Origin of the sequence: Siphonobacter sp. (genome assembly GCF_048595215.1) — a bacterium.
GTDB lineage: Bacteria > Bacteroidota > Bacteroidia > Cytophagales > Spirosomataceae > Siphonobacter.
In genome coordinates this window covers 1-23,281 of record NZ_JBMDWJ010000123.1, presented here as the reverse complement: position 1 = coordinate 23,281, position 23,281 = coordinate 1, and the positions used below count along the sequence as shown (strand labels likewise).

Below are 23,281 nucleotides of genomic sequence, written 5' to 3'. Positions count from 1 at the left end.
AGTACTATGGCTCTTAAGCTCCCAACTGCCACCGTTCTCGTTCAGAACACGGCTCAGACCCTGAGACGTTACCCGCTGGAATGTACCTTCGCTCTGATCGGCACGATAGCGGCGGCCATTCTAACCGCGGATGAGCCCGGGGGGCCATTGACTCGAGATGAGTACATCCGCCTGGTGATGATGGCCGCATTGGGTCTGCCGCTTTGCTTGTCGGCGTCGCTGTTTGGACACAGTAAAGGCTGGCCCCAAGAACGCCGATGGGTAGTACAGGGTTTGGCAGCGGCGATCGCTTTTTTCTTTTTCTGGATACTTCGACCGGAAGCGTACCCCCAGGATGCCGTACACTTTGGCTTACTATTCGTTGGTACACACTTGCTGGTTTCGTTTGCGGGTTTTACGGGTACGGGCGATACGCTGTTTTTTTGGCAATTCAACAAAACGCTCTTTATGCGATTTATGACGGCTGTTTTGTACAGTCTGGTGCTGGTGCTTGGGTTAACAACCGCTTATACGGCCGTTAATTCCCTGTTTGGTTTAAATATGGCCTGGCATCACCTGTACAAAATCTGGGCAGTGATCTTCGGTTTATTCAATACGTTGTTCTTTCTGAGTGGAATTCCCGAGCAGCTCCGGGAAGAAGAAAATCCTGAGTCATATCCCAAAGCCTTGCAGTTTTTCAGCCAGTACATTCTGGTGCCACTGGCCCTGGTGTACCTAGTTATTCTACTAGCGTACGAGTTGAAAATACTGATCGAATGGCAATTGCCAAAAGGATTGGTTTCGGGACTTATTCTGGGTTACGCGGGTCTTGGGCTGCTGGCTCTGCTCCTGGTATATCCTATTCGCAAGCAGGAGGGCCGTGGCTGGATTAGTGCCTATAGTCAATACTTTTACGTAGGTCTGATTCCTCTGTTAATTCTGTTGGTACTGGCCATTACCAAGCGAGTAAGTACGTATGGCATCACCCAGCATCGGTATTTTTTGATGGTACTGGCAGCCTGGCTTACCTTCCTGACGGTCTACTTTTTAGGGTACAAAAAAGCCACCATTGAAACGATCCCCGTTTCGCTGGCCTTAGCGATTCTGTTGATTACCTATGGTCCACAAAGTGCGACGTCCGTTAGTTTCCGTTCCCAGAAGAACATTCTCGTAGATCTGTTCACGCAGGCAAAGGCCGTGCGAGAAGAAAAACTGGTTCCGGTTGACGCTACTACCCTGAAACCCCGCACAGCGGTACGAATGGCGAGTGCTCTGGGATATATTTTAAAGAATTACGAGTTTACGGCCTTGCAACCCATTCTCAGTATCGATTTAGCCCAGAAGGAAGACTCACTCCGCCGAACGTATAAGAAGAGCGGAGATTACACGCCTTCTGAGTTGGAAATCAAATGGGCGGGTACTGCCTGGGTACAAAACTATTTGGGCCTGAGTGGGTATGAGTACCGTTCGTACGAGGCCGAAGAAGAGAATACTCCTGAACTGAGCACCAGCTACTTCATCCGCACGAGAAGTAACCTATCCAACCTGAAAGGCTATGATTACCTATTGGATAGATCTATGTTTGTCGATACTAGCTTATCAGATACGCTGGCTGGCTCTGTAATTACGTATAGCGATAGCGTTGATTATAACCTGACTTTTATGATCGGCAAGACCCGTTTTGTGTTTCCAACCAACGAACTGGCCTTGCGAATCGTGCAGCAGGAAAAGCAATTGAAAGCGTACGAAAATCAGGCGAGTTCGCAGGCACTGAATCGAAACTATACGCTGCCAAAGGAGATGCTGCAGTTGACGCAGGAGAAAGAAGGCTTCCGGGTGATGGCACAACTTCAGGAGTTGAATTTCGAATACGCGAAGAAGCAAGGCCCTAAAATCCTTTCCTTTCGCGTATTGTATTTCATCAAGCAAACGGATTGATTCGACCAACGTACTACTAAACGAAAATCGGACGAAGCAAGGCCTTGCTTCGTCCGATGGTTACGGAGTTATTACCTACGTTTTCTCTTTAACCTTCCATGATCTGGTAAAGCTCATCGACGAAACGTTCTACCTGAGCACTTTTTCGGAACGTGGCAATGGCAAACACGTCCTGCCGATCGGCCTTGCCGGGTACGTGAAAATGCATGTTAATGGAGGTGCCCGTATACACGAAATTAATCGATTGGCGTACGGTTTGCAGTCCAGCGAAAGCTCCAAAGTGATACCGTTTGTTCAGACCCTTGATCCATCCGGTTCGTTCGATCAACTGCGTATCGGTGTTTAAAGTCGTTTGGGTATAGGCGGCATTGAAGAAAATAAATCCGAGTCCCAGCATAATCGCGATGATTACTACTTTCGCCAATAGGCCGTTAGTTTCCAGACCCAGCAGCGAAATACCAATGGCGATGAAAATTAATCCAATCACGATTGCTCCGGCTTTAGTGTTTTTAACCGTAAAAACAGGCCCTTCTTTCGTGAAAAATTGATAGGATGTAAGCGGTACCTTTACGTAATCAGCGGGCGTATTGTATTGATCCAGGAACTGATGGATTACTGGTACGGCTTCCTCGACAAATGCCAGGGCGTTCGGGTCATTGGATTTGGTATACCCGCAGGAAACAACCAAGCCCTTCCCATAGCGGGAATCTTTACGAAATAGCCGATAATTATAGCTGCCCGCCAAATTACTTACCGCATTGATTCCCTGAAGTTTGAATAGTGGCGTAGTCGTCGTTGGAATAAATCCCAAGAACATCTTACGCATGTGCCCTTTGTTGTGATCAAATTCGACGAACGTACCCGCATGACCCCAGAAGATCGCCACGATCAGGAGTAGAAAAAGCACAAAAGGAAGCGATTCGGAAAACGTGGTGTTTTGATAGGTGACGTAAAGTAACAGGAGCCCGGTAGCAAATACGGCAAAGACAATCGTAAATAGGTAAAATACTCCGGACGGGTAAATAACCACCCGCTGCGGTTCAAGGCTCCAGCGGGTTTTTGACAGACTTTTCAAAGACATAGGAATAGATTGAAAAAGGTTTTAGCAATAACTTTTGGCTAAGAAAATGGTTTTTCTGAAGAAATGGATCGCCTAGTACTGAAACCAAAAACGCCGTTCATTCTTCGAAGCACTTCTTTCTACGGGATTGTACTAAGATTTAGGTCTTACCGAATCATGATACTTCTACGCTTGCTGAGTACCCTTTTCATCGTCTCGATTCAGGCTGTAGTCTGGGGACAAGTACAGTCAAAGGTAGTGGCCCCTACCGCCTTGCCTTCCGGCCTTTTGTATAAGGGAAAGCCCTTGCAGGCCCTTCAGTTTCAGGATCAAACGGGCAATTACGTAGCCCTTACTACCGAAACTACTACGTTGGAAGATCAGGCTCATCTTGCTGCGTATGTGTATACGTCAAACGGTTCAATGCTCTGGCAATTACGCGATGGCATAAGCGATTGTCCGCTGGATCGGGTCGCTGTCTTTGTTCCCGGTTCTTTTAAAGTTACGGATCTAGACAAAAATGGAAAGGCGGAAGTATGGGTAGCGTATCGGATCGGTTGCCGGGGAGACGTGAGTCCCAGTGAGCTAAAAATCATCATGCACGAAGGCACTACGAAATACGCGATGCGGGGTATGGGCAAACTGAAAGTGGGCCATGCCGTACAACCCGACGGCGGAACCATTACCAGCAATGGCTTTCGAAAGAGTACGTTTGAAAGGTACGCCGAGCAGCTATGGAAGGCCTATCTGGTGGAAGTGATGGAATAAGACTAGGGCGTCTTCGAGAAAAATCGGTCTTTAAGCACTTGCCAGATCACGTACAAAACGAGGAGTATACCCAGCCACCGATACCGCTGAAACCAGTCCTGCCCGTACGCTCCTCGGGCCTGCCAGCGTTCGTTGGCGGATACGTCTAGCTCTCGTATCACGTATTCATTGAGACCGGAAATACTTACTTTTCCACGAATGGTTTTTCGGTTTTTCAACCAGAAATAGCTACTTCGGGAGGCTTCCAGAGGGATCGGTTTCTGATTCATCCGTAACGTAACTTGGGTATGGACGAAGCCCGCTCGTCCGGCAAAAACTTTTTCGACGGCACCGATTGGCCACTGTTGTTCAGTACCGGGTCGCGTAGCCACACTCCAGAGCAGATCCAGTTTTTTGACGGTGAAATAGGCGGATAGAACGTAAAAACCGCCGATGGCGAAACTGATGAGCACATTACCGTACCACGGCCATTCGAGGATAGGCAGGAGCCGAAAGAGGGTGTATACGGCCAATGGCAAGACCGCCACACCGGCAACGAGTGCCACCGTACCGGAATCCGTAAACGTGTACAAATCCAGAAAATAGTCGATACTGACGTGAACCATCAGAACCAAGATCCCGTATCCAAGCAAGAATCCAGTGGCGAAACGATGCATACGGGTACTATTAAGACGGATTCAGGTTAGATCAGAACGTGAATGAATGCCGGAAAGGGATGGCTCCCAAACCGACGTACTTTTCCTAAAACCTAATCCATGTTTCGATTGTTTTTATCCAAGCATGGCCCAACAAATCAAAGCAATCCATTGTCCGCATTGCAGCAGTACGCTCAAAATTGAGCTTAGACCCAACCTATTTCAGTGCCAGAATTGCCGTACGGAATACTACCTGGAGAGCAACGATACCCATGTGTATCACCACTACGATCCGGTGCCGCCTCGGCCCAGCTCCGCACCACCGGGGAACGGGCGGCTGCCGATGTTTCTGCTGCTTGGTATTATTGCGGGAATTTTGGTCGTGTATGGTATCGTGATTGGTTTTCAATCCAAAAAAGCAACCACGTATGTGGTTTCTACGTATAAGCCGCCCCGCATGTACTACGACAGCTTCGTGTACACCAACGCCCTCACGGGCGACCCGGTCTATCTGCGTTTGGGAACAGATCCTATCGACCAGGGAAACGGTACCGGAAAGCAGGAAGTACACGCTCAGTTTAATCGGGTAACGGACGGAAAATTATTGATAGATCGCGTAATCGCTGACGAAACGTTTGGTACAAAGCGGTGTGCTCTGGATTTCAAAACCTACGCTCCCCATCTGATCTACGCCATTGGTTGTAGTACGCAATTGGTACAACTGGATGTCGAGCATAATGAGTTAAAGGAAGTTACGCAAGAAGTTTTTAAAGACTTCCCTGCCCTGAGTTCAGGCGTAGCCCGACTGGACTTTGATTACGCTAAAGCGATGATCAAGGTGATGAACAACGAAGGGAAAAGCTATTACTACTTTCCAACGATTCAGCGACTGGTAGAAACAGTGGAGCAGGCGGAGCTGGTATGGAAAACGGAGTTCGACCGTCATTTCTTTGAATTCGGTTATTTGGGTGGTCCCTTCGATGAGAACCGGGAGTATCAGCTCATCGAAACGAACTATTCCAAAACTACGGGTGAAGTAAAGCGGCAAAATCTGACCCCCGGAAGAAAATACTTTGCTCCGAAAATTCTGTATCAGGATGACAAAGCATTACTAATTGTAGTCAATACGACAGCCGCCCCCAATCCGCCCATCACGATTCAGCGAATCGATGTACAAACGGGAGAAATTTTGTGGGCCTTAGCACCCGACACCTACACCTTGTATAGCACGGCGAAATGTAAGCAGGGATTTGCCATCGAGTACCGCCGAGGTCCGGAAGCGGATTACGTCCACGGCGTGTTAGTGGTATCGCCAGCGGGAAAGGTGATTCACGACTATAAGCTCTCCCGCATGGAATAAAGGCTAGGTTAAGCGTAGGGTTTATAAGGTTCCAGGTACTAACCTTGAATCGGAATACCTGGAACGGAACTACTACCGTATTTTAATCAACTCAACGGGGTAAAACCTCATTCAATGCTTTTTCCAGTACCGCTCGTGCGACGGGTTTGGTCAGGTACTCATCCATGCCCGCAGCCAGACACCGTTCGCGTTCGCCGGGTAAGGTTCCCGCGGTAAGGGCTAAGATCGGTGTATGCGTACCCCTCGAAGCCTCCAAGGCCCGGATCGCCTGCGTAGCTTCGTAGCCATTCATTTCCGGCATTTGGATATCCATTAGAATCAGGTCCGGCTGGTAATTTTGATACGCTTTCACGCCCTGAAAGCCATCCTTTGCTTCGTAAAGTTTCAGATCGGGTCTGAGGGAGCCGATGAGCTTTTTAGCCAATAAAAGGTTGACCGGATTATCTTCCACAATCAGTACGGAAAAGCTTTTTGATAAGTCTTGTTCCGACGCGACAGCAGTATCCGTAGCAGGAGTGCGGGGAGGTTCAAACAAGCTTGAAAGTACGCTAAACAATTGATGCGTTCGTACGGGTTTAATCAGTCGCTGGGCCACCTGTAAATCCGGCGAAATACGTTGCAACTGCTCATCGTCGGAAGAGCTGTACATGATCACAAAGGGTTGTTGAGCTTTGCGACTGTACGTTCGCAGTTGCGTCAAGGTATCCAAGCCGTTGAGCGAAGGCATGTGGTAATCCAGGATGATCACATCAAAATCCTGACGAGCGGCTAACGTTAGAGCCTCTATTCCGTCTTTCGCCTGCGTACTGGCAATATTTTCCAGCAGAAGCATTCGTTCCAGGATGAGCCGATTACTGGCATTATCGTCCACAATCAATACGGAGCGGATCGCTTTTAAGTTAGGCCAGGTTTTACGGGGCTGGGATTCAACCGGTACGTCCAGGTCAAAGCTGAAGGTGCTGCCCTGATTGGGCGTACTCTCCAGAACGAAAACACTGTTCATCAGTCGTAAGAGGCGGCTTGAAATGGTCAGTCCTAAGCCTGTACCACCGAATTTTTTCGTGGTGGAAAGGTCTTCCTGCGTGAATGCTTCGAAGATTTTCTGCTGATTTTCAAGGGCAATACCCACGCCCGTATCGCGAACGGAAAAGCGTAAAGTAGCCTGGTTACCTTGGGTTTTGATCACATGAATACTCAACTCAATTTCACCGCTGAGGGTAAATTTAACGGCATTTCCCAGCAGATTGACCAGGATTTGTCGTAAACGAACACCATCGATCCAAATCCAGCTTGGTACCGCAGGGTCAATATTGAGGAGAACTTCCAACCCTTTTTGGTGGGCTTGCGAAGTGATGATCGTTAGGGCCTGCTCGGTAAGCTGCCAGACATTTATTTTATCGGGATTGAGGGCCAGTTTACCCGCTTCGATTTTTGAAAAATCGAGAATGTCACTGATGATGTCCAGTAGGGAATTGGCCGATTGGAGGACCATTTGCTGGTACTGTACTTGCGTCTCGTCAAGTTGGGATTTTAGTAAAAGTTCCGTAAAGCCGATAACCCCATTCAGGGGAGTGCGGATTTCGTGGCTCATATTGGCCAGAAACTCCGATTTAGCCCGGCTTGCTGCTTCGGCCTGCTGGCGGGCTTTTTCGGTTTCGGCCTGGATTTGTTTGCGATCATCAATGTCCTGAAACGTTCCAAATACCCGTACGCACTGTCCTTTCACAAATTCAGTCCGGCCCTTTGATCGCACCCATTTGAGTTGGCCCGTTGCCGTTCGGATACGGGCTTCCAAATCCCAGGGGATACCCGTTTGTATGGTCTGTTGCAAGGCCTTCAAAATTAGCTCTTGGTCTTGAGGCGTGGCATAAAAACTAAGTGCGGCAGCTAGGGTTGGTTCAACCTCCGGAGGCATTTCATGTATTTCTTTCGTAACCGAAGACCAGTAGAGTTGCTCGTTGGGCAGACTTAATTCCCAGCCTCCGACTTTGGCCATCCGGCCCGTATCTTCCAAAAACTGTTGCGTTCGTAATAACTCTACCTGAGCGGCTTTCTGCTCGGTAATGTCCTGGGTAGTACCAATGAGGCGTTCACACGTGCCATTTTTAAATTCAGCTCTTCCCTGACTTCTAATCCACTTGCGATTACCCTTCGCGGTTAAAATCTCGCCCTCGAAATCCCAGGTACTATTCGTGTCTCTCGCATGCAGAAGAATATCCCTAGCCTGCTGACGGAGGTTTACATCCGTAAAAGCTTGAAAAACGCTGTCAGTATCCAAAATCTCACTCTGCTCTACCTCGTAAATGGCCTGAGCTTCCAAAGAGCGATATACTTTCTCCGTACTAACGATGTACTCCCAGCCTCCCACGCGAGCGATCTGAGCCGTATGTTCTAAAAGTTGTTGGGTCCGTAGTAAAGCTTCTTCCGCCTCTTTACGATCCGTTATGTCATCACTGGTCCAGACGATTTCTCCGCTTACTTCGTGCCGATTTGCCTGCGTTTGCATCCATAAATAATGACCATCCTGGTGCCGTAGTCGCTGAATCAGGCGGGCTCGTCCCGACGTATTCGCTTGTTCCATAGCCTCCCAGGACGGAGCAACATCTTCCGGATGAATAAAGGCCTCTAAGGGTTGCCCTAAACAGGATTCTACCTCATAGCCCAACACGCGAGTCCAGACCGGAGCTAAATACGTAATCAAGCCTTTGGGCGTACTCATGAAAAAAATATCACTCATACTGGAAAGCAAAACCGATAAATCGGCTTCGGTTCTTACACTTTCAGAAACGTCACGGCCTAAAAAAAGAATTTCTGATACCGGACGATCTTGCCCATCCGTCAAGCCCAGGTAGGTCCATTCGTAAGCTTTTACCAGATTGGGATAGATTCTTTTTCTTAATAAAATCGTAATGGGGACTTCCGGTTGTTGGATGCAGGCTTGGTATGTTTCATGTCCAATGGGCAAATCTTCTTCGATGACATCTTCACTGGCCAATCGGCCCATCAGGTATTCCGGGGTGTGCCCTAAAACTTTGGCGTAATACTCACTCACAAAAGTGTATCTGCCTTCTAGGTCCGTCTTGGCAATGTATAGAACTTCGCTATTGGTAATGTACTGGTAGAGTAGCGACTCCTGACGGGCTTTTAATTCGGCTTCTTTTTCTTTCGTTATGTCTATGTGCGAGACTAGCATGCGGATCGCTTTACCCGATTGGTCACGCAACGCAATACCCCGGCAGCGAATCCATACCAAGGAGCCATTTTTATGCAAATACCGAATAATGGCTTCAAACGGTTGCGAGGGGTCCGCTAGATGGCTCTGCAATGACTGTTGAACTAATTTGACATCGTCCGGATGAATCAGGGTTCGCCAGCCTTGGAAAATTTCAGGCATCTCGTCAGGCTGATAACCTAACGTTTCCCAAAAGGTATGATTCATCCACTGATTGTCAGGATTAACTAAATCCCAGGTCCAGATGCCCGCATCTTGAAAAAAATCAAAAATGCGGTCATCGTTCACTAGTAATTTCAAAAGTTCTTGTCTCAGATAATGCATTTGGCGGGTAACTTATAGCTTGCGTACAAGCACCAAGATAAGTCTATTTGGTCTTATATAAGTATAAAAAGACGAGGTTAACTCTTTTTCTAGGCTTGAGGTAGTGGATTTTTTTTTAGGGTACTCATTCGTGTGTGGGCAAGCTTAAGGAACGACTTTTGAAATACTGTAAAAAGTTGATTAATCTACCAAAGATGTAAAGGGCTTTCGTAGGGTAAGAAGGCTGATTCAACGATTGAGTTGACCCGTCCAACGATTACCGTTGTTACATTCTTATCGGTAGTTATAGTTTTGTCAACAGACACAAACGCTACGGTCATGAAAGTAAATATTGGTATTCCCGAACCCCATACGCACGCCGTATCTGCTCAGTTAACCAAGGTTTTAACCGATGAGTATCTGCTTTACACGAAAACCCGTAATGCCCATTGGAATGTAACCGGCGATGATTTTCACGCCATGCATCTCTTCTTCGAAACGCAGTATCGGCAATTGGATGAACTCGTCGATAGTGTAGCCGAACGCATTCGTCAGATTGGTCATTACGCCCCCGCCAGTATGAAAGTGTTTCTGCAATTAACGCACCTGACGGAATACACCGAACATACCAATGATGGTCGGGGGTTTATGAAAGATTTGCTGGCTGATCATGAAAGTATCATTGCCTTTCTACGGGGTAACATCGTACCCTTTGCGGAGCAATACAAAGATTACGGAACCAGTGACTTCATTACGGGTCTGATGGAAAAACACGAACAAATGGCCTGGATGTTGCGGTCCTATTTCCGTTAGATTATCCTTTTTTTACTGAGCCAGTAACGCAGGAGGCAATTTTGCGGGTGAAAAGAACGAGCATCGTAGGGAATCAAATATATTTGAAAGCAACAACCGAATCCCCGCTATGACCGGCCTAATTGTCGACGATAATGCCATTGCCAGATCCATTCTGAGTCAGCTCGCCAAGCAGGTAAATGGCCTGACGATCGTAGGAGAGTATTCCAATGCAATGGATGCGTATAATCACCTGCAACAACAGGAAGTAGACTTACTATTTCTGGATATTGAAATGCCTGAAATGACGGGTTTGGAGTTAACCCGAAATTTAGTAGGCCAAAATCTGGTTATCGTATTTACGACTTCAAAAAAGGAGTACGCACTGGAGGCGTTTGAACTGAACATTGCCGATTATCTGCTAAAACCCGTTACGCCGGCTCGGTTCATTCAGGCGATTGCCAAAGCAAAATCCATTGTCGATAGCAAACGGGAAAACGTGCACTATGAAAACGATGAGTTTTTGTTTATCCGGGATACCACGATCATTCGACGATTGCGTTTCGAAGATATTCTGTACGCGGAAGCCATGGGGGATTATGTAAAGTTTTATACAGCCCAGAAAATGTTTGCCATTCACGGGAAACTGAAAACGGCGGAAGAACGACTACCTTCCACCCAATTTATCCGGATTCATCGGTCCTACATTGTGTCCGTCAATAAAATTGATACGCTTCAGGATGGCGGCGTGACGATTGGGGATAAATTTCTGCCCGTAGCCGATGCGTACCGAAAAAGCCTTAATGCTCGAATGAATGTGTTTTGATCTCCTTTAGAAAAGGTCAATGTATAAACGTAATGGAGTTATCATCATGCCTACCCAGAGCTTCCAATGACAATTATTTCTTCGGTAATGGGTAATAAGCGTTTCGCCTATTTCATTTTTCTGGCCTTCATTGCCGGGACTGTTTTGCTCTTGGCTTTACAAATCAATTCAACCCGAAACACGGTAAAGCTGATTAATACGAATGCAACGTTGCTCAAAGAGCTGCGTGCCGGGAATTACCTCCGCGAAATAGATCGGGATATTTTAAGCGTCGAAAGTCGTATCAGGGCATCCATTGCTACCAATGATACCTCGCACCTAAAAGGGGTGGACGAGAATATCGATAAGGTGGAAATGTTCCTGGATTCGCTTTCAACCAACACGACGGATACGGCCGTTCACCGCATGATCCGGCGATTGAGCGTGCTGGCACTGGAAAAGAAAAGCACCAAGGAAAGGCTGTTGAATCGTTTTCTGGTACAGGGAAACATGAATGAAACCAGCTCAATCGTCAATCCCCGAGCCCGGAAAATCTCGGACGAGATCACGGCGACAACGGCTAAAATCTACGAAAGCCGGCAGTACGAAATGATGCAACTGAGTCAGGAAAGTGAAGAGCGGGGTAACAAGGCCCGCTGGTATGATCTGGCGATTCTGATTTTACTGTTCGCGGGTGGCGGGGTCATTTGTTTGTTTATTGTCCGACAGTTTCAGCGACAAAATCAGCTGATCCAGGAGTTGAATGAGTCGGAGAAGAAAGCATCCGTTGCTGCTCAGGCTAAGGAAAATTTTCTGGCGAATATGAGCCACGAGATCCGTACGCCCCTGAGCGGTATGTTGGGCTTCACCAATTTACTGCAAAAAAGAAAACTGGATACTGAATCCATGGCGTTCGTGCATTCCATTCAGAAGTCAGGCGAAAGTCTGCTGGCCATCATCAATGAGATTCTAGATTTATCCAAAATCGAGGCCGGAATGATGCGGATTACGCCTGGGGTGTTCAGCGTGAGTGGATTAGTACATTCCATTCAAACCTTATTCGGCGAACGACTGAAAGAAAAAGGGTTACAACTGTACGTAACCATCGATCCTTCCATTCCCGACACGCTAATCGGTGATGCTACCCGGCTTACGCAAGTCTTAGTCAACCTGATCGGTAATGCCATCAAGTTTACGCAGCAAGGCCATATCAGTATTGACGTATATAATAAATCGTTAGGGAATAAGGCCATTCAACTGGGCTTTCGAATTACGGATACCGGAATCGGCATTGAAAGTGAAAAACTGGAAGAAATCTTCGATCGGTTTAATCAGGGCGAAGCCTCGACCACCCGGAATTATGGCGGTACGGGTTTAGGCCTGTCCATCGCTAAAAATCTCATTTTCTTACAGCAGGGGACGATTACGGTTCAGAGTAAACCGGGAAAAGGTACCACCTTCGACTTTTACATTCCATACGAAGTGGCCGAAGAGCAATTGGATCAAAAGCCCGTTTCGGAGGCTATTTATTTGAAAGACAAAACCTACATGCCGCTGTCTATTCTGGTTGTTGACGATAATGCGACGAATCAGAGTCTGATGAAGCATTTGTTGCTACAATGGAATGTAGCTTTTGACGTGGTAAGTAACGGTTTAGAGGCCCTGGAAAAGCTGCGGGATAGTACCTACGATTTGATATTGATGGATATTCAGATGCCACACATGGATGGCTATACGGCTACCCAGCAGATCCGGGAAGTGCTTCAACTGGAGATACCTATTATTGCCATGACGGCCCATGCGATGGCGGGGGAAAGGGAAAAATGCCTTAGTCGAGGGATGAATGAATACATTTCCAAGCCGATCAATGAAGAGGAACTTTTTAATGTAATCTCGCGATTCGGCTTTTTGAAACCGAAACAGCCCGTAACAATTTCCGAACGTATTCCGGGTTCGTACGAAAAGATTGATCTGAGTTACATGCGATTAATCAGCGGTGGCGACCAAAATTTTGAGAAAAAGGTAACCTTGCAATTCATCGAGGAGGTACCCCAGGCTCTAAAGCAATTGATGCAGGCGTATCAGTTGGGGGATTATCCCTTAGTCAATCACATAGCTCACGATTTAAAGACCAGCGTTTCGATGATGGGGATACTGCCCTTGCTGGAAAACCAACTGGATTTTCTGGAACATCAAACCCAGCCTGTCCCGGAGACACTACAGATACTACAGGAAATTCAGACCATTCTTGAAACTTCCCTGAAAGAGGCCATGCATTTCTACGCCAATCACCCTTAGTAGCTCTGCGTATTTGCCCAAAAGCCCCGCTGTCCTGCGACATCCGGGGCTTTTTTATGCTGAACGATCCGGCTCTTGATTTCAACGATTGCTTTTGCCTGTTCAACGATTCATCCTGGGTTCAGACCTAGAAGAGCGGTACTTTTAATTCAGAAAACAAAAAAACCTCTTATCTAATCTATCATGGCTCAGGAAAAAATTAGTTTTAAATACGAACTGGAGAAAAAAGAACCTCGCCTCGGTGATGGTGGGATTACCCGGGGAGCATCCGTAGTTGATTTTCCGGCATCGGTCGGTTTGGCGGGTGTGTCCATGCGACTGGACCCCGGAGCCATGCGGGAACTACACTGGCACGCCAACGCCGCCGAATGGGCCTACGTTATCTCGGGGAACCTTCGCACTACCGTAGTTGATCCGCAAGGCAATACACACGTAGACCTTTTTTCGCCGGGGGACGTCTGGTACTTTCCCAGGGGATACGGACACGTGCTTCAGTGCATGGGTACGGAGCAGTGTCACTTCATTCTCATTTTCGATAATGGTAACTTCTCTGAAGACCACACCTTTAGTATTACTGACTTTGTTTCTTCGGTACCGCCTGAAATAGCCGCCCAAAATCTGGGGATCAGCGTGGAAGAGGTAGGCAAGCTTCCGCACAAAGAAGTCTACTTCGCTCAGGGGCAAGTGCCGTCCGTCAGCTCAGGCATCGGATTGCCAAGCCCTACCGCCACGTTGACTTCCCCACACCGGTATCCACTGGGAGCCCAGCAGCCCCGTGTCGTTCCGGGAGGTGGAACCCAGCGAGTCGTAACGCAGGCTGACTTCCCCATTGCCAAAACAATTACTGGAACGGTGTTCGAAATCGAACCCGGTGGGTTACGCGAACTCCATTGGCATCCGAACGCGGATGAATGGCAGTATTTCATTCAGGGCAAGGCCGAAATGGGCGTATTCTTGGCGGAAGGAAACTTCGTTCGGGATGACTTTGAAGCGGGAGATGTGGGATACGTACCCATGGGTGCGGGCCATTACATTAAAAACACCGGAGATACCAAACTGATTGTATTACTCGGGTTCAACAGTGGCCACTATGAAGCCATCGATTTGAGTATGTGGCTAAAGGGCAACCCAGCAGATCTACTGGAAGGTAATTTCGGAGTAGGGGCGGAAATCGTGAATCAATTCCCGCATACGCAGAAATTCCTGATTCCCTAAACTATGCAAGCGTCACTGGCGGCTCAGCAACGACTGGCCGTTATTATGGCCCTTCTGGCAGGATTCATCGATGCGGTGGCTTTCCTGCAATGCAAAACGTACGTATCGTTCATGAGTGGCAATACGACCCAGGCTGGTTTTTCGATTACTCAAGAAAAATACGGCATCGTGCTTACCTGTATGACGGCCATAGTAAGTTTTACGACGGGCGTATACGCGGGAACTTACGCCTTGATTGGCGAAGGTGAACGTACTCGAATTAGACTCTTCCGGGTAATTTCCGGCATTCTGTTTTTTTATGTATTTTTATCGCACGTCCTTACCATCGCCCAAACGATCTCCGTTGGAGTCATTGCTTTCGCGATGGGGCTGATGAATACCCTCATTACTGCAGTGGGAAAACAAGCGGTCAATACCGATTTTGTAACGGGTACGCTTAGTACCATTGCCCGCCAGATGGCTTTGTTTACTACGGCAAAAAACTTTGCTGATAAGCAGCAAAGCAAAAAGAATGCTTTGCGTCTGTTACTGATATGGCTGGGTTTTATCGGAGGAGCGGGGCTGGCAGTAGTTTGTTTGCAGACCTTTCATTCCTGGGTATTGTGCGTACCAGCTGGGGCCTTATGGTTTTTGTCGTATACCTATACTCGTTTGTGAAGTAATTAACCTACGGGCCAACACCTTATCTCAACCTCTACTGCTTATGTTAACTGTTCATGACAAAGCCCCGGATTTCACTTTGTATGCCACCCCCGATCAGAAAGTTAGTCTGAGTGAATTTAGAGGTAGTAATGTGGTCCTGGCCTTTTACCCCGCTGACTGGAGTCCCGTATGCAGTGACCAGATGGCCTTGTACAATGAAATGCTCAAGTATTTTAAAAAGTACAATGCTCAAATTTTGGGTATTTCGGTAGATAGTAAGTGGTGCCATCTGGCTTTTTCTCAATCCAGAAATTTACACTTCCCCCTACTGGCCGATTTTGAACCGAAGGGAGACATCTCTAAGCAATACGGAGTCTATAACGAGGCCGAGGGTGAATGCGATCGGGCTCTTTTTGTCATTGATAAGGACGGCGTCATTGCCTGGAGTTATCGGTCACCGACGGCGATAAATCCCGGTGCCGATGGAATTTTGGACGCTCTGGAATCTCTAACCAATCACTAGCCATGCAATTAAAACCATCCGTTAGCAGTCAAGACCACGCAATCGGTAAGGCAGACGCCAATTTGGTAATCGTCGAATATGGGGATTACCAATGCCCTTACTGCGGAGCGGCGTATCCGGTTTTGAAAGAATTAATGCGTGAATTCGGGGATCAAATCAAGTTCGTATTCCGCAACTTTCCCTTGTCTGAAATTCACCCCTTTGCTCGTCCAGCCGCACTCGTAGCCGAGGCCGCCGCGTTGCAGGGAAAATTCTGGGAAATGCACGACGCTATTTACGAAAACCAATCATCATTAAGTACCGACTTTCTGTTTGAGCTGGCTGAAAAACTAGGCCTGGATCAAACAAAACTTCAACATGATTTAAAGCAGGATTCGTTGGAAGATCGAGTAGACGCCGATTTTGAAAGTGGGATGCACAGTGGGGTCAATGGTACCCCTTCCTTCTTTGTAAACGGCCAGAAATTTAACGGCGGAGCAGAAAATTTGCTGGATCTCATTCGATCAAACGCTAGCTAGAAATAGGGTCCTTCTTCCCAATACATATTGCTGGTTTGTAAAAAAGCTTGTAGTAAGCCGCGTCAATTTCTAGTATCTTCTGAGTAGTGAACAACCTTTTAAACCCAAAAACCATGAGTAAGTTAACGCTTAAAGACGGTACCGAAATCTATTACAAAGACTGGGGAACGGGTCAACCCATCGTGTTTCACCACGGCTGGCCCCTGTCGAGTGATGATTGGGATGCTCAATTAATGTTTTTCCTCGAAAAGGGATTCCGGGTGATTGCCCATGATCGTCGGGGACACGGCCGGTCTACGCAAACCGATACCGGCAACGACATGGATACCTACGCAGCCGATGTCGCCGAGCTTACTACTTTTCTTGATTTGAAAGATGCCATCCACATCGGGCATTCCACGGGTGGAGGTGAGGTCATTCGGTACGTAGCCAAGTACGGAAGAGATCGCGTAGCCAAAGCGGTTTTGATCAGTGCCGTAACGCCCGTCATGGTTCAAAGCGAGAATAATCCCGATGGCGTACCCTTATCGGTTTTTGATGAAATCCGGGAGGGAACGGCCACAAAGCGACCCCAGTATTTTAAAGATTTTACGACGGCTTTTTACGGATACAATCGTGAAGGAGCGAACGTTTCGCCGGGCATTCAGGATAACTGGTGGCGACAGGCCATGATGGGCGGGATCAAAGCTCATTATGACTGTATCAAAGTGTTTTCAGAGACGGATTTTACGGAAGACTTAAAAGCGGTGGACATTCCCGTTCTGGTGCTCCACGGCGAAGACGATCAAATCGTGCCGATCCATAACTCAGCGGAAAAAGCGGTGAAACTGCTCAAAAACGGAAAACTCATTACCTACCCAGGATTTCCGCACGGTATGCCTACAACTGAAGCCCCCACGATCAATGCAGATATACTGGCGTTCATCCAAGCGTAACGGAAGTCCATATTCTTCTTAGTCTAGTTACCTACGGGCTAATCAATAAAAAGCTGTCTCCCTTTCGAAAGGGAGACAGCTTTTTATTGATGTTCGTACGAAAGAGTACTAGAAAATACCGATGTAGTGGTTACCAGCTTTATTTACCAGTTTAGCCCCTTTGGTTATGGCACCGGACGTACGGTTAATGATGTAGATATTGCCATCTTTTCCTACGGGAGTGAAGGCAATGTATACTTCGTCTCCGCTCACCAGAATGCCCTGATACTGACCAAAATCAAGACCATCTTCGTAAGGCAAATCTACTTTCGTAGCCGTTTTCGCGTTCAGATCCAAACGAGCTACGTAACCCTGATCCGAACCATCCTGGCTGTACAAAGCATACGCGATGCCATTACCCGCGTATTTCCAGCAATCCACGTACACGTTTTTCACGCCCAAAGCAGCGTCTAAGCTGAATACATAGGAGTTGTCGTATTCGTTACTCTGGTTGATTTTCAGAATGTGCGAACCTTTTGAGTCGCGTTGCGTCGCCTGATAAATGTTACCATCATCCGCTAAGAATGAGTTGTGGCTACGGTAACCGCTGTTATCACCAAAACCTACGGTTGACGTAATTACCTTCGGATTTTCCAGGGAAGGATAATCAACAATCACGGCTTTACTTCCCAGACGCGTAAAGTTTGATTCGGTAGTACCCGTGGCTGGGTTTCTTTTCTGCATCCAGGTACCCACGATGAGTTTATTCTGAGCTTTGTTCAGTACGGGAGCGTCCAGACGGAAAATGGTGTGACCCTGTAATTCTTCAGCCGCCGTTAAAGGAATCTGATACTGTTTGTAACCCGTAATCAAAACGTCTTGTAAATTCAGAGCCAGGATCGTCGCCGTACCCCGGAAATACGCGAAGGGAGCCGATGGCGTAGGTCCACTCGAAGCATTATTAGCCGTCGGCGTCGTTACGTTTACGGCAATACCCGTTTTGTCACCATCGAAAAGCTTCACCCAGCGTGGGGTTGCACTCGCGTACTGCGAGATGTTTACCGTTACATCTTCCTGCGTGTATTTGCCAGCTCCTTCTACTTTATAGCGGGCAAATTCTCCGCCATTATCACCGTTATAAGCAATGTTGAAAAGCGTCTTGCCATCTTCGGAAGCTTGTAAACGAGCGGTACGCGTTGATTTTACACCGAAACCATTATCGTAAACACTGATGGATACATTCGGATTTTTGGCATCCTCCTTACTTACGGAATAGACCATCGTACCCCCGTTGCCATCACCGGGCGTAGTGCCCATCAAGGCTCCCGCTACCGTAATCCAACGATCCGCATTAGGGTCGGTTTCTGGGTCGGTACCCGTATTACTATCCTTACAACCCGTCAGGGCAACCGTCATCAAAAGACCGGCTAACAGGGAAAGATTCAGACCTTGTTTTCTCATGGAAGCGATTGATTAAAAATTGTTTATAGTGTAATTTAACTTCAGGTAAAAGGCTCGTCCGGGCTTCTGAACGGCGAAATTGTCGTACGCCTGTCGGTCGAACATATTCTTGATGTCGGCACTCACGATGAAGCGTTTGTTAGGGAACATGTAACTCGCTCCCAGATCCTGGATGTACTGACGCGGGGTGCGGAAATCCTCAATGATCATCCAGGTGGTGTAAAACCGCTCTACGAAACGAAATCCGTAATACACATTCAGTCTTGCATTTGACTTCAGCACATTTTTGAAAGAATACTGAACCGTACTGTTAATAGTGAAGAAAGGCTCATTGGGCAACTGGCGACGGTAGTAATCATATTCCCGACCATTCGGGTCGTACTGCATATTGAAGACCGAATTGAACTTCGAGGCACTCAGTCCAACGGTCAGGTTATTGTTATAGATGTAGTTACCCTCGACTTCGAAACCAATCGATTTCGTCTTGCCCAGGTTTTCGAAAGGATCAGTTTGTACGGCATCGTTCAGACGCGGGTTCACTCGTTGGACAATCTTATCCCGGGTATCCCGAATGAAACCGGAAACAGCAAAGTTGTACTTGTGTGATCCGGATGTGTACGTTCCGGCTCGGAAACCCACGTTGAGGTTATTACTGGTTTCCGGACGGATTCCGAAGTTCTCTACAATGTTTTCGCCCGGACTACCAAAGACTTCATTTTCAGAAGGAAGGCGTACCGCCCGTTCGGCGGAAGTAAGTAGGTACAGATTAGGGATAACCGCGTAGGAAAGAGCCGCTCCGTAACCAGTTGTCGTTTTGTTACTCGACGTGCGGTTTTCCCGCCGGTTGTTTTCTACCAGTACAGGATCCATGCGGTCGATTTTCTGTTGGTAATATTTACCGAAAATGTTCGCTCGTAACTTGGAATTCAGTGCTTTCAGTTCGTACGCTACCGAAGTGATATTTTTGGCCAGATTACGGGTTCCGATAAATTCCCGCTCAAGTACGGATCGCATGAAATCCTGCTGATCCCGGTCAATGTTGTAGTAGATTTGGTTGACAACCAAGCGGTGGTTCTTGTGAAAATCATAGTTTACCCCCGCCCGGAAGGTCGTCACGTTTCGGTTGATGTGATTGATGGTAGGAGCACCCTGCTGAGCACCCGTAGGACGCAAAATGGGTCTGCCGTCGAGGCCGACGCTACGCTCGCCGTACCAGTTGTAATTCCATTTCACCGTATCCACAACCACCTGTTTCCGCATACTCGACATCCCGCTTACGGTTAACTCCAATCCCTTTACCACGAAGTTTTTCTTGCGGTAATTCAGGCTGAACACGTGGGCTTCGGATTCCGTAAAACGTCCTTTGTAGGGAATGGACATGTACGTTCCGTGCTGTACTTCCTTATAATCGCTGGAGCCATTGTAGCCAATGAAAAACTGATCGGCCCATTTTACATCCGTGAAACCCAGTTCAATCTGGCCGCCAACGGAGCGATACGAATCATTAAAGCGACGAGCCCGAACGTAATCATAACGACCATTCGGAAGAATATTCCGAACGAATTTTCCCCACACTTCATAATCATTGTCCGAGTAATTATAGAAGCCCGAAGCTTTTACGGTAAACCCACTTTTGGCCGACCGATGCGTACCGCTGACATTGGCCTGTAGCGTATTGAAGGAACCGTACGAAACCGAGGCCGTGAGGTTATTACTCATCCCTTTTTTCAAGATCACATTAATGGCTCCGCCCAGGGCATCGTCAGACAAATGAGCCGGAATGACGCCCTTGTATACTTCAATTCGCTCGATTAAGGCCGGGGGAATGCTGTTCAAACTGAAGGAAGCTCCGTAGGTGGAAATAGGAATGCCGTCAATAAATATACGTACCGACTCACCCGACATGCCGTTCAAGTTGTACGTTACTGCCGAACCCAGACCCCCGTTCTGACGAACGCGTACCCCAACGGTGCGATCCAGCATTTCGTTGGTTTGAAAATTGCGGGTGGCGACATCCTTGGTCTCGATTACGTTGACCGCAAAGCCCTGGGTTTCCAGCTCTTTTTTTTCGGTTTTGTGGGTCACCTGCACTTCGGCCAGATCCTGTACGGCCTTGTTAACGAGAACGGATACGCTGTGGGACGATTTATGGACGCTGAGTTTTAAACTCCTGGGTTGGATTTCTACCGATGTAATCAGAATCTCCTGGTGTCCATAGGGTACGTTCTTTAGCTCGAAACCGCCCTGCTGATCGGACATGGTTACTACGTTGCTATTCTTAATGCGGACCGTGACATGCTCTACGCCGGTACCTCCTTCGAAATGAATATTGCCTTTCACGGTAGCGACCTGAAGTGGGGTGGTTTGAGCAAAAGCCAAACCACTGGCCAGCAGTAAGCACACCAGATAAATATATTTCATGCGTGGTAAAATTTCAATGGGATGTTATTTAGACCAAGACTAAATAAATGGTGGTGCGAAAATATAAAAACGGGATTAAAATTCCGAACGCCGTTTTTAAAAATGCTAAAGATTACAATGAAGCGAGTAAGGAAATCAGTAGCGGTTGTTAGTCTGTATGTCAGGTTGCCATTCGTCTGGTGATGTACTTCTACGAATGACTGATCTTATACAATGAATGCCTTTTGTTTTGACTATTTGTAGTATGTAATCTATTGATAAATAGGGATTTGTATTTGATAATGAAATTATTGATACTTTATTTATTACTTGAATAACAGATAATGAAAGACGTAAAATTTCGAGAAAAGAGACCTGACAAGAACACACTTCCAGCCGTGACGGCAAGTAAAAAGCGAAGCTAAAAAATGATGGGGAAGTTTTAATTTTAATCAAAAACCAGCTTTTTTAGACTAACTTCAGTTTAATATATATTAAAATTTGTTTAATGATTTCTATTGATTCCTAGGGTTTCAACCTGCTTGGTTGGGTAAGCATGCTTTTGCAAGGGTACTTAGGGAAGTCTTCCGGGAACATGGTAAGGTTGCATTCATCTTCTGAGAGAGTTCTCCGGTAAGAGCTTTTTCTGAACCAACAAAAAAGCCCGGATTCAACTGAATCCGGGCTTTTTGTCAGCGTACTCGCTTGACGAATGTATTAATTCCAGCCGCCTCCTAAGGCCTGATAGATATTCACCATGGCATTAAGTTGCTGCTTTTTGGTCTCGATCAGTTCAAACCGTGATTCCAGAGCATCCCGTTGGGTAAGCAGTACCTCCATGTAATCCGCCCGGGTCGATTGGAACAAATCATTGGAGATATCAATCGACTGCGTGAGGGCTTGTACTTCCTGCGATTTCAGATCATAACTTCTTTCCAGGTTATTGATCTTGGCCAGTTGATTAGCTACTTCAAAATACGCATTCAAAACGACCCGCTCGTAGTTGTACACCGTTTGCGTCTGGCGAGCATTGGCATTCGCGTAAGTTGCTGTAATCGCTCGTCGGTTAACCAGCGGTCCTACCAGTTCACCCGCCAGCGAGTACAGAATCGACTCGGGCGTGCTGAACAAAAAGGCGGGACTGAAGGCCCGGTAACCGAGTGAAGCCGAAATACCCAGCGAAGGGTAGAATTGAGCCCGTGCTACCTGTACATCCAGCTTGGCCGCGGCCAACTCAAACTCCGCCCGGCGAATGTCCGGACGATTGGTAAGCAACTGCGAGGGTAAACCCGCCTGAATCGTTTTCGGAATCATGGTATTAAAAGCGTCGTCATTCCGGGCGATGGGCTGCGGATAGCGAGCCAGCAGGAAGTTAATCCGGTTTTCCGTTTCCGTAATCCGTTGCTGAATGTCGTACTGCAAGCTACGGGTATTCAATACCTGAGCTTCAAATCGACGTACGGCCAGTTCAGTTACGCGGGTCGCCTGCTTCTGCAGTCGCACGATTTCCAACGCATTGGTCTGAATCTCGATGTTCTGTTTCAGAATGGCCAGCTGATTATCCAGAGCCAACAGTTCGAAGTAGTTATTGGCTACTTCGGCAATCAGGTTCGTAATGACGAAGTTCCGACCTTCGCTGGAAGCCAGATACCGTTTCACGGCTGACTTCTGAGCATTCCGCAGTTTGTGCCAGATATCCACTTCCCAGCGAGCATAGGCCCCTAAGCCAAGGTCGGGTACGGGTTCGGGCATGGGTTTGCCCGGTTTAATCTCCGTAGTGGCTTCCATGGCTCCGATGTTGGTATACCGGGGTACTTTATCGAAACCCGCTCCGGCTCTCAGGCCCACGAAGGGGAGGTATTCCCCCCGACGGACACTGATTTCATTCCGGGAAATCTCAATCTCCTGCAAGACCACATTCAATTCCTGATTATTCTTCAGGGCTGTGTCAATCAGGGCTACCAGGTTGGGGTCGTTGTAAAACTCCCGCCACTTAAGCTGAGCCGTGTTGGTGGAATCCTCCGAAGAGCCGTAGCTGCCCGGTAACTTTTTATTTTCGGTTTTCGGCACCAGCGAAGGTACCTTACACGCCGTGGTGTACAGCAGGCAAAAAAGAATCAGGCCCGCGTACTGAATGATTCGATTTCTAAACATGATGCTCAATTTCTTCAGTTAAGGGATTTTCCTCTTCGTGCTTGATGAGTTTACGCTTGGCCGCAATACTGCCAAAGATGTAGTACAGACCCGGTACGACGATAACGCCGAATACCGTTCCGAAAAGCATCCCACCCAGAGCGGATGAGCCAATGGTACGGTTACCAATGGCACCGGGGCCCGTAGCAATCACCAGCGGAATCAGTCCCGCAATAAAGGCGAAAGAAGTCATCAAAATGGGGCGGAAACGAGCCTTGGCTCCCTCGATGGCGGCATTGAAAACC

At 47.6% G+C, this 23,281-nt stretch carries 18 protein-coding genes; 11 read left to right on the top strand and 7 right to left on the bottom strand.

All coding sequences use genetic code 11. The features are described 5' to 3' along the window. Positions 1 to 6: 6 nt before the first annotated feature. Positions 7 to 1,917, top strand: coding sequence for a DUF4153 domain-containing protein (locus ACOJTG_RS07395; protein WP_420153219.1), 1,911 nt, complete (start codon positions 7 to 9; stop codon positions 1,915 to 1,917). An 88-nt stretch (positions 1,918 to 2,005) separates the two neighbouring features. On the opposite strand, the gene ACOJTG_RS07390 is transcribed toward ACOJTG_RS07395, so the two are convergent. Then, the gene (locus tag ACOJTG_RS07390) at positions 2,006 to 2,998 is read right to left on the bottom strand and encodes a hypothetical protein (protein ID WP_420153218.1); all 993 of its coding nucleotides are present in this window, start codon (positions 2,996 to 2,998) and stop codon (positions 2,006 to 2,008) included. Positions 2,999 to 3,154: 156 nt separating this feature from the next. Between ACOJTG_RS07390 and ACOJTG_RS07385 the strand changes: the two genes are divergently transcribed. Next, positions 3,155 to 3,745: a M949_RS01915 family surface polysaccharide biosynthesis protein gene (locus ACOJTG_RS07385; protein WP_420153217.1), complete on the top strand. Its 591-nt coding sequence runs from the start codon at positions 3,155 to 3,157 to the stop codon at positions 3,743 to 3,745. A gap of 2 nt (positions 3,746 to 3,747) precedes the next feature. On the opposite strand, the gene ACOJTG_RS07380 is transcribed toward ACOJTG_RS07385, so the two are convergent. Further along, complete coding sequence (locus ACOJTG_RS07380; RefSeq protein ID WP_420153216.1) at positions 3,748 to 4,401, bottom strand: hypothetical protein; 654 nt, start codon at positions 4,399 to 4,401, stop codon at positions 3,748 to 3,750. Between the two features lie 124 nt (positions 4,402 to 4,525). Here ACOJTG_RS07380 and ACOJTG_RS07375 point away from each other — a divergent pair, with 124 nt between their 5' ends. Further along, positions 4,526 to 5,740 (top strand): hypothetical protein, encoded by a 1,215-nt coding sequence (locus tag ACOJTG_RS07375; RefSeq protein ID WP_420153215.1) that lies wholly within the window; start codon positions 4,526 to 4,528, stop codon positions 5,738 to 5,740. A gap of 91 nt (positions 5,741 to 5,831) precedes the next feature. Here the strand turns inward: ACOJTG_RS07375 and ACOJTG_RS07370 are convergent, their stop codons facing one another. Then, entirely contained in the window at positions 5,832 to 9,272 is a 3,441-nt protein-coding gene (locus ACOJTG_RS07370) for a PAS domain-containing protein (RefSeq protein ID WP_420153214.1), read from the bottom strand. Between the two features lie 342 nt (positions 9,273 to 9,614). Here ACOJTG_RS07370 and ACOJTG_RS07365 point away from each other — a divergent pair, with 342 nt between their 5' ends. From ACOJTG_RS07365 to ACOJTG_RS07330, 8 genes are all read left to right on the top strand, one after another. Next, positions 9,615 to 10,088: a Dps family protein gene (locus tag ACOJTG_RS07365; RefSeq protein WP_420153213.1), complete on the top strand. Its 474-nt coding sequence runs from the start codon at positions 9,615 to 9,617 to the stop codon at positions 10,086 to 10,088. Between the two features lie 109 nt (positions 10,089 to 10,197). Next, a complete protein-coding gene (locus ACOJTG_RS07360) occupies positions 10,198 to 10,893 on the top strand; it encodes a LytR/AlgR family response regulator transcription factor (protein WP_420153212.1) in 696 nt (231 codons plus the stop codon). Between the two features lie 66 nt (positions 10,894 to 10,959). Then, positions 10,960 to 13,170, top strand: coding sequence for a response regulator (locus ACOJTG_RS07355; protein WP_420153211.1), 2,211 nt, complete (start codon positions 10,960 to 10,962; stop codon positions 13,168 to 13,170). Positions 13,171 to 13,353: 183 nt separating this feature from the next. Next, positions 13,354 to 14,385 (top strand): cupin domain-containing protein, encoded by a 1,032-nt coding sequence (locus tag ACOJTG_RS07350; protein WP_420153210.1) that lies wholly within the window; start codon positions 13,354 to 13,356, stop codon positions 14,383 to 14,385. A 3-nt stretch (positions 14,386 to 14,388) separates the two neighbouring features. Further along, positions 14,389 to 15,042, top strand: a complete 654-nt coding sequence (locus ACOJTG_RS07345) for a YoaK family protein (protein WP_420153209.1) — start codon at positions 14,389 to 14,391, stop codon at positions 15,040 to 15,042. A 46-nt stretch (positions 15,043 to 15,088) separates the two neighbouring features. Next, positions 15,089 to 15,550: a redoxin domain-containing protein gene (locus ACOJTG_RS07340; protein WP_420153208.1), complete on the top strand. Its 462-nt coding sequence runs from the start codon at positions 15,089 to 15,091 to the stop codon at positions 15,548 to 15,550. Positions 15,551 to 15,552: 2 nt separating this feature from the next. Further along, entirely contained in the window at positions 15,553 to 16,068 is a 516-nt protein-coding gene (locus tag ACOJTG_RS07335) for a DsbA family protein (protein ID WP_420153207.1), read from the top strand. Positions 16,069 to 16,181: 113 nt separating this feature from the next. Next, the gene (locus tag ACOJTG_RS07330) at positions 16,182 to 17,003 is read left to right on the top strand and encodes an alpha/beta fold hydrolase (RefSeq protein WP_420153206.1); all 822 of its coding nucleotides are present in this window, start codon (positions 16,182 to 16,184) and stop codon (positions 17,001 to 17,003) included. A 108-nt stretch (positions 17,004 to 17,111) separates the two neighbouring features. Here ACOJTG_RS07330 and ACOJTG_RS07325 read toward each other — a convergent pair whose 3' ends face one another. The 4 genes from ACOJTG_RS07325 to ACOJTG_RS07310 form a co-directional block, all read right to left on the bottom strand. Beyond that, a complete protein-coding gene (locus ACOJTG_RS07325; protein ID WP_420153205.1) occupies positions 17,112 to 18,443 on the bottom strand; it encodes a hypothetical protein in 1,332 nt (443 codons plus the stop codon). A gap of 12 nt (positions 18,444 to 18,455) precedes the next feature. Further along, on the bottom strand, positions 18,456 to 20,864 hold the full coding sequence (locus tag ACOJTG_RS07320) for a TonB-dependent receptor (RefSeq protein WP_420153204.1): 2,409 nt from the start codon (positions 20,862 to 20,864) through the stop codon (positions 18,456 to 18,458). Between the two features lie 696 nt (positions 20,865 to 21,560). Then, a complete protein-coding gene (locus ACOJTG_RS07315; RefSeq protein WP_420153203.1) occupies positions 21,561 to 22,997 on the bottom strand; it encodes a TolC family protein in 1,437 nt (478 codons plus the stop codon). After that, on the bottom strand, positions 22,990 to 23,281 hold a 292-nt coding region (locus ACOJTG_RS07310; protein WP_420153202.1), incomplete at its 5' end, for an efflux RND transporter permease subunit. The genes ACOJTG_RS07310 and ACOJTG_RS07315, both read right to left, overlap by 8 nt.